Origin of the sequence: Companilactobacillus insicii (assembly GCF_003946015.1) — a bacterium.
GTDB classification, from domain to species: Bacteria; Bacillota; Bacilli; order Lactobacillales; family Lactobacillaceae; genus Companilactobacillus; species Companilactobacillus insicii.
In genome coordinates this window covers 1-12,009 of sequence record NZ_RHNU01000053.1, presented here as the reverse complement: position 1 = coordinate 12,009, position 12,009 = coordinate 1, and the positions used below count along the sequence as shown (strand labels likewise).

The 12,009-nt window shown below is 35.5% G+C and carries 10 protein-coding genes, 3 tRNA genes and 1 riboswitch; of the genes, 2 read left to right on the top strand and 11 right to left on the bottom strand.

Features of this window, described 5'->3' with window-relative positions; genetic code table 11:
* Window positions 1–118: 118 nt before the first annotated feature.
* The 8 genes from EKM79_RS11740 to lysA form a co-directional block, all read right to left on the bottom strand.
* Window positions 119–1,183 (bottom strand): aspartate-semialdehyde dehydrogenase, encoded by a 1,065-nt coding sequence (locus EKM79_RS11740; protein ID WP_125569035.1) that lies wholly within the window; start codon window positions 1,181–1,183, stop codon window positions 119–121.
* Window positions 1,184–1,204: 21 nt separating this feature from the next.
* On the bottom strand, window positions 1,205–2,395 hold the full coding sequence (locus EKM79_RS11735) for an aminotransferase class I/II-fold pyridoxal phosphate-dependent enzyme (RefSeq protein ID WP_125569033.1): 1,191 nt from the start codon (window positions 2,393–2,395) through the stop codon (window positions 1,205–1,207).
* Window positions 2,396–2,457: 62 nt separating this feature from the next.
* Entirely contained in the window at window positions 2,458–3,651 is a 1,194-nt protein-coding gene (locus EKM79_RS11730; protein ID WP_125569031.1) for an aminotransferase class I/II-fold pyridoxal phosphate-dependent enzyme, read from the bottom strand.
* Window positions 3,652–3,665: 14 nt separating this feature from the next.
* Window positions 3,666–4,442 (bottom strand): 4-hydroxy-tetrahydrodipicolinate reductase, encoded by a 777-nt coding sequence (dapB, locus tag EKM79_RS11725; RefSeq protein WP_125569029.1) that lies wholly within the window; start codon window positions 4,440–4,442, stop codon window positions 3,666–3,668.
* A complete protein-coding gene (gene dapA / locus EKM79_RS11720) occupies window positions 4,439–5,326 on the bottom strand; it encodes a 4-hydroxy-tetrahydrodipicolinate synthase (RefSeq protein WP_125569027.1) in 888 nt (295 codons plus the stop codon). The genes dapB and dapA overlap by 4 nt, the downstream gene beginning before the upstream one ends.
* Window positions 5,327–6,481 carry an N-acetyldiaminopimelate deacetylase gene (locus EKM79_RS11715; RefSeq protein WP_125569025.1) on the bottom strand — a complete coding sequence of 385 codons (1,155 nt, stop codon included), beginning with the start codon at window positions 6,479–6,481 and terminating at the stop codon, window positions 5,327–5,329. It lies immediately after the preceding gene.
* A 2-nt stretch (window positions 6,482–6,483) separates the two neighbouring features.
* Window positions 6,484–7,182 carry a 2,3,4,5-tetrahydropyridine-2,6-dicarboxylate N-acetyltransferase gene (gene dapD, locus EKM79_RS11710; protein WP_125569023.1) on the bottom strand — a complete coding sequence of 233 codons (699 nt, stop codon included), beginning with the start codon at window positions 7,180–7,182 and terminating at the stop codon, window positions 6,484–6,486.
* A gap of 41 nt (window positions 7,183–7,223) precedes the next feature.
* Window positions 7,224–8,522 (bottom strand): diaminopimelate decarboxylase, encoded by a 1,299-nt coding sequence (gene lysA, locus EKM79_RS11705; RefSeq protein WP_125569021.1) that lies wholly within the window; start codon window positions 8,520–8,522, stop codon window positions 7,224–7,226.
* A 96-nt stretch (window positions 8,523–8,618) separates the two neighbouring features.
* Window positions 8,619–8,797, bottom strand: a riboswitch (Lysine riboswitch).
* Between the two features lie 164 nt (window positions 8,798–8,961).
* On the opposite strand from lysA, the gene EKM79_RS11700 reads away from it, so the two are divergent.
* Together EKM79_RS11700 and dapF are read left to right on the top strand one after the other, a co-directional pair.
* Window positions 8,962–10,317 (top strand): aspartate kinase, encoded by a 1,356-nt coding sequence (locus EKM79_RS11700; RefSeq protein ID WP_125569019.1) that lies wholly within the window; start codon window positions 8,962–8,964, stop codon window positions 10,315–10,317.
* Window positions 10,318–10,338: 21 nt separating this feature from the next.
* Entirely contained in the window at window positions 10,339–11,322 is a 984-nt protein-coding gene (gene dapF / locus EKM79_RS11695; protein ID WP_125569017.1) for a diaminopimelate epimerase, read from the top strand.
* An 85-nt stretch (window positions 11,323–11,407) separates the two neighbouring features.
* Here the strand turns inward: dapF and EKM79_RS11690 are convergent.
* From EKM79_RS11690 to EKM79_RS11680, 3 genes are all read right to left on the bottom strand, one after another.
* Window positions 11,408–11,481 (bottom strand) — tRNA-Arg (locus tag EKM79_RS11690).
* A 156-nt stretch (window positions 11,482–11,637) separates the two neighbouring features.
* Window positions 11,638–11,727: transfer RNA gene (locus tag EKM79_RS11685), tRNA-Ser, on the bottom strand.
* 119 nt (window positions 11,728–11,846) lie between these two features.
* Window positions 11,847–11,919, bottom strand: a tRNA-Asn gene (locus tag EKM79_RS11680).
* Window positions 11,920–12,009 lie beyond the last annotated feature (90 nt).

Here is a 12,009-nt window from a genome sequence, read left to right as displayed (position 1 = left end):
GTGCATAAAAATAGGCATCCTCATTGAGGATGCCCATAGGCCAAAAATCATTCATCAATACTATTTGACAAAGAGCCCATATTCTCCATGCTACCAAACAAGACCCAATTAATAAATACTATTTAACTTCAACAAGATCATCAGCAACTAATCTTTCTGCGATTTGTACTGTATTCCAGGCAGCACCTTTCAGTAAATTGTCAGAAACAACCCACATATTAAATGACCCTTTGTTTTCAAGATCTGGACGAATACGACCGACAAACGTATCACGGCTACCGGTTGCGTTAATTGGTTGTGGATATACTTGATGTTCAGGATCATCTTGAAGGACTGCACCTGGTGCTTCGTCGATCAACTTACGTATTGCATCAACTGTGGCATTCTCCTTATCCTCAACTTCGATATAAATAGACTCACCATGACTAATTGGAACAGGGACACGGACACATGTTGCCGTTACCTTAATCTTTGGATCATTCATATCTCCAAGCATAATCTTCTTTGTTTCATGAATCATCTTCCACTCTTCGTGTGAATATAAATTATCCTCAAGCACATCGATTTGTGGTAATAAGTTAAAAGCCAATGGATAATGTTCTTTATCACCCTTAGTTGGAAAAATATCAGCAGACATTTCTTTACCATCTAAATAATCTTGAGCTTCACTATATAATTCATTCAGAGCACTCTGACCTGCACCAGATGCGGCTTGATATGTAGAAACAATAATCTGCTTTAAACCAAAAACTTTTCTAATTGGTTCCAGTGCAACCATCATTTGAATAGTTGAACAATTAGGATTGGCGATAATACCATGATGATTATAAAGGGCCTTCTCATTAACTTCAGGTACAACTAACGGAACGTCTGGGTCCATTCTAAATGCACTAGTGTTATCAACACATACAGCGCCACGCTTAACAGCTTCGGGTAATAGTTTCTTCGAAACTGATCCACCAGCTGATGCCAGAACAATGTCCACACCCTCAAAGGATTCAGGTTTAGCCTCTTCAACAATAACATCTTCACCTTTAAATTGAAGCTTTTTACCAGCAGATCTGCTGGATGCCAACAATTTAATTTTTGAAACAGGTATTGTTGATTGTTCCAATTGTTGAATTAAACGAGTTCCCACGGCACCCGTTGCACCTAAAATAGCTACTTCATAACCTTCACTCATAATATTCATCCTTTATATTTTTTAATTTTCTAGCTTGTCTGTAAATGCACGTAATCGTTTCATTGCTTCCTGAATATCTTCCATTGATGACGCATAAGACATTCTGAAGTGGTTTTCTCCACCCTTACCAAAGGCTGAACCTGGTGTAACACCAACTTTTCCTTCTTCAGCAAGCTTAGTTGCAAAATCAACATCATTTAATCCAAATTTTTCAGGAATTTCAGAGAATGTATAAAATGCACCTTCTGGCAATAATGTCTTATAACCGATGTCATTCAATTGTGCAACGATGTAATCACGACGTTCTTGATAAATCTTGCGCATTTCAACTGGATCTTCGATCCCATTTTCTAATGCTTCCTGTGCAGCATACTGTGCCGGATTCGATGGAGCCGTTACAGTGTAGGCATGCATTTTACCAGCATTTACAACAAAATCAGCAGGTGCAGCTACATAGCCGATACGATAACCCGTCATTGCATGAGATTTTGACAGTCCATTAATCAGAATTGTTTTTCCAGGGAGTAATTTAGCTAGAGAAACATGTTTGCGACCATATGTTAATTCAGCATAAATTTCATCTGACAAAACATACATTGGTTTATCCTTAACGACATCAACAATTTCTTCTAGTTGTTCTTGTGAATATACATGACCAGTTGGATTACCTGGAAAGTTTAAGATCAATGCTTTAACATTGTCCTCGCCTTCTCGTTCAATGACCTCGGCCAATTTCTTTCCAGTTAAACAAAAATTATCTGGAGTAGTATCAACTTGAATCGGAATACCACCTAGAACCTTAATTATTGGCAAATACAAAGCAAATGTAGGTGTTGGAACAATTATTTTATCACCTGGATTGATAATTGCTGCCAGAGAAACGAATACTGCCTCAGTAGCACCAATAGTTACAATAACTTCCGTTTCTGGATCATAGTCAACATCATATTGTTTCTTCAAATAACTTGATACCGCATTTCTAAGTCCCATAGTGCCACGTTGTTCTGAATAATGAGAATCATTATCTTCAATACTTTTGATGGCCGCTTCTTTAACATGTTCAGGTACATTAAAATCTGGTTCACCTAATGTTAGTTTGATAATTCCAGGAATCTTTGCAAATTTCTGTGCAAAAAATCTAATCTGTGAAATTCCCAATGGTGCGATTGTTTCATTTACAACATTCTTAACAGATGAATCTAATTTTGGCATAACGTACTCTCCTATTCTCATTTGTATATAACTACTATACTATAACAAAATTCCTTATTTAATTAATTTTTTTGTAATAATTTATCGGTAAATTCTGCCAAACGTTTCATACCTTCTTTAATATCTGCCATAGAAGTAGCATATGAAATTCTGAAATACCCCTCACCAGCATCACCAAAAGCGTCGCCAGGAATAACTCCTACTTTGCCGTCTTTACCTAATTTATAACAGAAGTCCTCTGAACTCATATTAATTTCAGTTGGTATCTTAGGAAATACATAGAATGCACCTTCTGGATTAACAGTTTCATAACCCATTTTATTAAGGGCATCCACAATAAAGTCACGACGTTCTTCGTAAGTTCTACGCATTTCAACTGGATCATCATGACCATTCTTCAAAGCTTCTTCTGCTGCAAATTGTGCTGGATTTGATGGACATGTAATAGTAAGTGTATGGACATTAGCAGCTTGATCAATAAATCCTTTAGGTGCAGCCATGTATCCAATACGATATCCAGTCATAGCATGTGATTTACTCAATCCATTGATAAGAATTGTTTGACCAGGAAGTACACTTGCAAAAGAAACGTGCTTCTCTCCATAAACCAATTGACTATAAATCTCATCAGAAATAACATAAATGCCTTTATCGCGGACTACATCAGCCAAAGCTTCTAATTCATCTTTAGTATAAATAACACCAGTAGGATTGCCCGGATAGTTGATAATCAATGCCTTTACATCTGAGCCCTCTTGATCGATGACTTTATTAAGTTTTTCGGGAGTTATTTTAAATCCATCTTTGGAAGTATCAACTTCAACAGGAATGCCACCAACCAAATTGATATCATCCATGTACATCGAAAATGTAGGCGTTGGTACAATAACTTTTTCACCAGGATTAAGAATTGTATACAGAGATGTAAAAAGTGCTTCAGTAGCACCAATGGTTACAATGATTTCAGTGTTTGGATCATATTTAACACCGTAATCAGTTGCTAGGTAATTACTAATTGCATCACGTAATCCAGGAATTCCTCTTTGAGGAGTGTAATGTGATTGGTTTTCTTCAATGCTCTTAATTGCAGCTTGTTTGGCATGTTCTGGAACATTAAAATCTGGTTCACCTAGTGTTAACTTAACAATTCCTGGTATTCCTACAATTTTTGAATTGAAAGCAAGAATCTTGTTTTCTCCAAATGGCTTGACTAATTCATTCTCTATATTTTCTACACTCTTCGATAATTCTGGCATCTTAAACATCTCCGTTAAATAATTTTTTCTAATCCAATAATCAACTCGTCACGTGAAATAACCTCATTGATAGCTAATTGGACGCCCTTCATAAAGGATTCACGATCTGTTGTACTTTGTTTAATAATTAAATTTTCACCTGTGCTTCCAAAGATAACTTCTTCATCAGCAATAAAACCTGGCAAGCGAATGGCATGAATCTTTATACCATGATAATCGCCACCGCGAGTTCCAAGTGGATCAGACTCATTAGGATTTTCAGTCTGATCTTTTTGTTGAACCTCATGAATCAAACGAGCCGTATTCAACGCAGTTCCTGAAGGCGAATCTAACTTGTCTTGATGATGCGTCTCAACAATTTCTGTCTGATCAAAGTACTTTGCTGCAACTTGAGCAAATTTCATCATTAATACTGCTGAAATACCAAAATTGGAAGCAATGATGCCACCAAGTTTTCTATTATCAGCCAATGACTTTAATTCAGCAACTTGATCTTCACTCAATCCACTAGTACCAATAACTGGACGATAATCATGTTCAATTGCAAATTTGGTATTTTCAAAGACCGCTGTTGGGATACTAAAATCTACCCAAATATCCGCACTAACATCAATGAGTGATAAGTTATTATAAACCTTAACTGAATCATCTAATCCATAGGTTGAAGGTGATAAATCTTTAATAACAGGATTAAAAACTCCGACCAGCTTAAAATTATCATTACTTTTAATCATCTTAACGGCTTTTTGTCCCATAGATCCATTAAACCCGGATACGATTATTTTTATCACTTGATTACCTCCTGAATATCTAACTTGTTGAATAGTACGTTTTTTTCTTCGTCATTAAGTGACAGAATTGGTAAACGACAGCCACCAACATGATAACCAATCTCATTCAAAGCTGCTTTAGTTGGTGACGGCGATGGATACATAAACAATGCTGCCATCTTAGGTGTTAATTCACGCTGTATTGCACCAGCTGCTTTGTAATCACCAGCATCCAATTGTTGATACATTTCACTCATCAATTCACCATATATATGTGATGCGACTGAAACAACACCATTAGCACCTAATAACTTTGCTGGCAGTGCCTGAGAATCTTCACCACTATAAACGGCAAATTCATCATCAGTATGTTCAACTATATATTCTAGATCCTCAATAGTATTACATTGCTTTATACCATTGATATTTGGATATTTTGATAATTCCACAACTGTTTCTTTTTCCATCAAAACGCCAGTTCTACCAGGAATATTATAAATAATTACCGGCAAAGGCGAATTATCAGCAACCGTACGAAAATGAGCGATCATCCCTCGTTGATTGGGCTTATTGTAATAAGGAACCACAACTAAAACAGCATCAATACCTTTGATTGCGGCAACTTTGTTAGTAAAATCAATAGTTGACTGAGTACTATTACTACCTACACCTGCAATAATTGGTACACGTCCATTTACAATTTCAACAAAATGTGAATAGAGTGATAATTTTTCAACCTCTGTCAAAGTTGGAGTCTCACCTGTCGTACCACCAATCACAAATCCTTTACTACCTGTATCCAATAAATGATTTGTTAAAACTTCTAGCGCATTATAATCAATTTCTTTTGCATCATCCGAAAGTGGGGTGACAATTGCGGTCATTAAATCTACATTTTCTAACATCTATTTTTCCTCCGAATTCATTCGGTAATTTAAAAAGCCAGTAAATGCTTCGACACCATCTTTAATTGCTTTTTCATTTGGCAAAAAATCGGCTGAGTGCAATGACCCTGGGCTATCGACCCCTAACCAAAACATTGTTCCAGGTATCTTATTTAACAAATAACCAAAATCTTCTCCAGTCATTGCCGGTTCCATATCTTGGTACTTGGCATTCGATTGCTTCATATAATTAATAAATTTAGTTGTTAATTTCGAATTATTTTCAACCGGATAATATCCACCTTGATTAAATTCAAGATTGATTGTTGCATTGAAAGATACTTCCAAGCCATGAGCCACTTCTACAATCCGTTTACGAATAAATTCAATCATATCCTGTGTTAAACCACGAATCGTGCCTTCAATTCTGGCCGTTCCCGCAATAACATTTCTAATCGTTCCCGCTTTCAACTTACCGAATGTAATAACTCCACATTTAGTTGGATCAATATTCCTAGAAATTATCGTTTGAACTTGGCTAATAAAATTAGATGCAATAACAATTGCATCGTTCGCTTCATGAGGATAAGCCGCGTGTCCACTAGTTCCATGTACTGTGACATTTACCTCAGTTGTACCGGCAAATAATGTTCCATTACGACAGCCTATTACACCTGATCCTAGTTCAGCATTATCGTGTAACCCGTAGAACTCATCAACCTGATATTCTCCATTAAAAACACCGAGGTCGTAAGCTTGTCGGCCACCACTTTCACTCTCTTCAGCAGGTTGAAAGAAAAATACAAGATTATCCTTTGGTTGATGTTCTGAAAAATAACTGAGGATTCCTAAGGCTACAGTCATATGTAAATCATGACCACAAGCATGCATAACTCCGGGATGTTTAGATGCGTATAAAAGACCATTTTTCTCAGTTACTGGTAAAGCATCCATATCAGCACGATAACCTATTGTTCTATGAGGATCACTGCCTGACACTTTAACTAATAACGCAGTTGGTAACTCTGATACTTCTTTTATTTTTAAATGATCTTGTGGAAACTTTTGAACGATACTTTTTAGGTATCGATGCGTTTCATTCTCTTGTAATGCAAGTTCTGGTATTTGGTGAAGGTTTCTTCTTATTTCAATCAGCTCATCTTCAGTCAAGACCATAATTACAACTTCCTTAATGTGCTTTCAATATGTGTCTTATCAGTTGTCTGTTGATCTTTAACTTTAATTACTTTGGCGGGTATTCCAACAACTACTTCGTTGGGTGCAACGTTTTTCGTAACCACAGCTCCAGCACCAACAACAGCATTATCACCAACTTGAACACCTTCTAGAACAACTGCATTAGCTCCAATAGTTACATTATCACCAATTCGTACTGGATCAGCAGATGCTGGTTCAATAACACCAGCAAGTACCGAATTAGCACCAATATGAGAATTCTTACCGACAATTGCTCGACCACCAAGAACCGCCCCCATATCAATCATGCTCCCATTACCAATTTCTGCACCGATATTGATTACTGCTCCCATCATAATAACTGCATTATCGCCGATTTCAACTTGATCACGAATGATTGCACCCGGTTCAATACGAGCATTGATACCTTTAATATCAAGCATTGGAACAGCTGAATTTTGAGCTAAAGTTTCGATATAGTAATCTTCAACTTCATTCAATAGAGGTTTAATCTCTGAATAATCGCCAATCAGAACACCGGCTGAACTATTCAAAAAGGACTTAACGTTTGTTGGAACATTCAATTTTGAAACATTTCCTTTAACAAAAACTTTAACAGGAGTTACCTTCTTTGAATTCCCAATGTAATTAATAATTTCTTCAGCATTCATCTTGCTCATCGTACTTCCTCCAATTTTTTCAACCTATTATATATACCAATTTATAAGTAACTTAAATCTAACTTAGTTAAATCTTCAAATGACTCTCGTTTCACAACTAATTTATCTTTTCCATCTTCAACAAAAACAACTGCTGGACGTGGATTACGATTATAATTTGATGCCATTGAATATCCATAAGCACCAGTATCTAGCATTGCCAATGTATCTCCCGGTTCAACATCTGGTAGTTTTACTGAGTCTATCAAGATGTCTCCTGATTCACAATACTTACCAGCTACATGTACATCTTGTATAAGTTTGTCATCCATTTTATTAGCAACGACTGCTTCATATTTTGCTTGATACAAGGCTGGTCTAATATTATCTCCCATACCACCATCAACATTAATATATGACTTAAGATTCGGAATATCTTTGCGTGAACCAATTGTATATAAATTATATCCCGCTGGACCAACAATCGAACGACCTGGTTCAATCCAAATTTCTGGCAAATCTAAACCATCTTTCTGAATATCGTCACGAACAATCTTAGTAATTTGTTCAATAAACACATCAGCTCCAATAGGTTCATCATCAGCCGTATAACTAATTCCAAAACCGCCACCAAGATTAAGTACTTGCGGAGTAAAATTATACTTTTGATGCCACTCATTTGAGATCTCCACCATTTTGTGTGCTAACATCGTGAATCCTTCGATTCCAAAAATCTGCGAACCGATATGAGCGTGAATACCAATTAAATTCATATTAGAATTTTTTAAAACCAACTGTAAAGCTTTTTCAGCTTGACCTGATTCAACATCAAATCCAAATTTACTATCAACTTGTCCAGTCTGATCATATTTATGAGTATGAGCTGAAATACCAGGCGTTAGTCTCAACATAACGTTAATTGAAGTATTTTTTTCAGTCAAAACTTTTTCTAATAATTCAATTTCATAAAAATTATCAATTATGATAACACCAATATGATTATCAACAGCCATTTCTAATTCTTCTAATGACTTATTATTACCATGAAAACTAATCTTATCAGCTGGGAAACCGGCTCTTAAATCTGTAAACAATTCCCCTCCTGATACAACATCTGTATGAAGATTTTCTTGTTTCAAAACTTGATACATTGCTACTGTAGCAAATGCCTTACTTGCATAACTAATTTGATATTTAAAATAATTTTTTTCAAAACTCTTTCGAAAGTCGTTTATCGTTTGACGAATTTGCTCAACATCATATACAACTAATGGAGTCCCATATTTGTGTGCCAGATCAACACTATCAACACCGCCAATAATCAAATGTCCATTGGAACTCTTTAAATCACTACTAATCATATTTTTAAACAACCTTTCTTTTTGTAGAGATGGGATAAAAAAAGATCCCTTTGCTTAAAACAAAGAGATCCAAAATCAAAATTATTCTGCATCATATTTGTCATAAGCGCACCACGGCGACATTTTGCCATGACAGTCCATGTCATCTTATTAACACGTCCCAGCACATCAGATCCTGCAAATCTGACGCTTCGGCAATTTCCCCTTTCAATAAGTTCAATGCCTTGCAGTGACTCACTTATTTACTAATGTCAATTGCGACCTCTTTTGTTTTGTTGCTTAAAAGATTATAACAATTCTAATAATACGTCAAGGTTAATTAATCACTTTTACGATTTTTTCTAATTATTTAAACATTTATCTTGTTTTAATGCATAAAAATGCTAAACTCTACATTAAAAATGTATTAATTTTTTAATTAATTAATGAGGTGATTGATGTGAAAGTCGTCAAGTTTGGCGGTAGTTCGTTAGCGGATAGTGAACAGTTCCAAAAAGTTATAAACATTGTAAGTAGTGATAAAGACCGAAAAGTCATAGTGACATCCGCTCCAGGAAAAAGATTTTATGGCGATATTAAAGTTACCGATCTATTAATAAAATACGCAAACAATGTCTTAAATAATGAAGACTATAAAAACACATATAATGAAATAGTCGGTAGATATAAAGAAATTTGTGAAGCTTACAATTTAGATTCCGAGACAATCGAAATCATACAACAAAAACTTACAAATTTAGCTACCGAAAAATTTGTAGACGACGACCATCTACTAGCAGCATTTAAAGCTCATGGTGAATACTTAAGTGCAATTACTTTGGCTGCTGTTCTGAATCATGAAGGTATAAAGGCAAAATTTCTCAACCCTAAGGACGCTGGATTATTGTTAGGAGGGTCTCCTAACAATGCTGATGTTTTGCCTGAAACATATACAAACTTAGCAAAATATAAATTTGATGACACTAAAATCATTTTTCCAGGTTTCTTTGGGTACAGCAAAAATGGATCAATTTATACATTCACACGTGGTGGATCTGATATTACTGGTTCTATACTTAGCCGTGGATTTAAGGCTGATCTATATGAAAACTTTACTGATGTTGATGCAATTTATGTGGCTAACAACCACGTAGTAGATCATCCACAAGCAATAAAAAAAATGTCGTATAGAGAAATGCGTGAATTGTCTTATGCCGGATTCTCGGTTTTTCAAGATGAAGCTATCATACCGGCGGTTGAAGGACAAGTACCTGTTAACGTCAAGAACACTAATAATCCCACTGCACCAGGCACAATGATAGTACCTTCGCAATTTTTATTTGATCCAGCAAACTTAATTACTGGTATAGCAAGTTCTAAGCGTTTCTCCGCATTATACTTGCATCGGTATTTGTTGAATAAAGAAGTCGGATTTACGCTAAAACTACTTCAAATTTTTTACAAGTATGGGATCTCATACGAACACATGCCATCAGGTATTGATGACTTAACTGTTATCTTTGACAAAAGTAAGTTGGACGATGTAACTATAAAAAAACTATGTGCTGAAATCAGATCTACCATTAAACCAGATTATTTGGAATGGATAGATGATTATGCAATTATTATGGTAGTTGGTGAAGGAATTGCTCACAATATTAATACAATCGGATTGATTATTGATTCTCTTACACAAAACAATATTGCCGTACATATGATAAACCAAGGCGCATCGCGCATCTCTATTATGATTGGTACACAAGCAAAAGATGCTAATAAAGCCGTACAAAATATCTATGATACATTTTTCGACTAAATAATTATTGAGGTGAAAGAAATGGCTCAACTGCTCAAAGTCCACGGATCTGAAAATCAGTTTTTTATATTAGATCAAACACAATTAAATAATCAGTTATCTGATGATGAACTAAAAAGACTAGCTATTAAAATTTGTACTCCTGAAAATGAAATTTTAAATGGTGCTGATGGATTGTTGGTCGTAAATGACTCGCAGTTTACAGATTGTTTAGGGCAAATGCGAGTTATCAATGCTGATGGAAGCGAGGCAAAAATGTGTGGTAACGGATTAAGGACTGTAAGTCGTTACTTATCTGAAAAATTCAGTAAGTCTTCTTTCAAAATAGAAACTTTCGAAACTAACCTAGAGGTTAAAAAATCGGTTGACTTTTACACCAACGTTCCTGCGTTTAGTGTTGAGATATCCCCTATCTCCTTTGCAAAAGATGATCTCCCATTTGAATACAAGAACAAACTAGAATTAGTCGATGAAGAAATCCCAGAATTTATTAAAGGACAAAAATTTACAGCTATAGCAGTCCCTAACCCACACTTAATTAGTTTTGTTGATGAAATATACGAAGATGACTTGGGAGATCTCGGAAAGGCTCTCAATACCCCCAATCCTTATTTTGCCGAGGGAGTTAATGTAAGTTTTTGTGAGATATTGGATAACAACAAATTGTTTGTCCAAACATATGAACGTGGCGTAGGTTTTACAAATGCCTGTGGAACTGGTATGTCAGCCACTAGCTTAGCATTTGCATTGCTTAACGGCGATTACTTCAATCCTGATGAAGATATCACAGTTTATAATCCCGGCGGTATGGTTAAAACTAATGTACAATTATCGGCGCATAAGGAAGATAGCAAAATACATTTAATCGGTAATGCTACTTTTACACATGAATTAAGGATTAATGAAAACGATCTTCACTCATCTAAATTAGATAATATAGAAATATCAGAGACTGGTGAGGAAGATGATTATCAAGAATTTGTAAGTTCAATAAACGAAGCATAAGAGTAACCAAATGGTTGCTCTTTTTAATTGAACAAAAAAAGCTACCAGTGAAATTTATCACTGATAGCTTTAACGATAACAACAATGCGCCTAGTAGGAGTCGAACCTACAACCTTCTGATTCGTAGTCAGACACTCTATCCAATTGCGCTATAGGCGCATAACATTTAATTAACTTACGAATATTATTGTACCATAATATTTTTATTTGTGAGTATTTTTTTTAAGTTTTTTTAATCTTTACTTTTATTGATCCTAATAATATTGAATAAAAAAATAGAACTTCATTCTAAATGAACAAAGCTCTATATTACAACGGAGAGTAGGGGATTTGAACCCCTGATACAGGCAATACCCGTATACATGATTTCCAATCATGCTCCTTCAGCCACTCGGACAACTCTCCATGATTAGGAAAAGGTACAAGCAGATTATATAAAAATTAAATTTTTATAAAAAAATACATCTAATTCTTATGAACTAGATGTAATATCTGGTGCACCTAGGTTTTTCCTAAGTATATAACTCCGGATGTCAGACTCGAACTGACGACACCCTGATTAACAGTCAGATGCTCTACCAACTGAGCTAATCCGGAATAATGATGAACAGCGTGGCAGCTTCCTATCCTCGCGGGTAGTTTCCCACCAACTACTTTTGGCGTAAAGAAGCTTAACTTCTGTGTTCG

Excerpts from the sequence above, each read along its gene's own strand:
- dapD (WP_125569023.1), bottom strand. The coding sequence starts at position 7,182 with ATGAGCAAGATGAATGCTGAAGAAATTATTAATTACATTGGGAATTCA.
- EKM79_RS11740 (WP_125569035.1), bottom strand. The coding sequence starts at position 1,183 with ATGAGTGAAGGTTATGAAGTAGCTATTTTAGGTGCAACGGGTGCCGTG.
- EKM79_RS11730 (WP_125569031.1), bottom strand. The coding sequence starts at position 3,651 with ATGCCAGAATTATCGAAGAGTGTAGAAAATATAGAGAATGAATTAGTC.
- dapA (WP_125569027.1), bottom strand. The coding sequence starts at position 5,326 with ATGTTAGAAAATGTAGATTTAATGACCGCAATTGTCACCCCACTTTCG.
- EKM79_RS11735 (WP_125569033.1), bottom strand. The coding sequence starts at position 2,395 with ATGCCAAAATTAGATTCATCTGTTAAGAATGTTGTAAATGAAACAATC.
- lysA (WP_125569021.1), bottom strand. The coding sequence starts at position 8,522 with ATGATTAGTAGTGATTTAAAGAGTTCCAATGGACATTTGATTATTGGC.
- dapF (WP_125569017.1), top strand. The coding sequence starts at position 10,339 with ATGGCTCAACTGCTCAAAGTCCACGGATCTGAAAATCAGTTTTTTATA.
- EKM79_RS11715 (WP_125569025.1), bottom strand. The coding sequence starts at position 6,481 with ATGGTCTTGACTGAAGATGAGCTGATTGAAATAAGAAGAAACCTTCAC.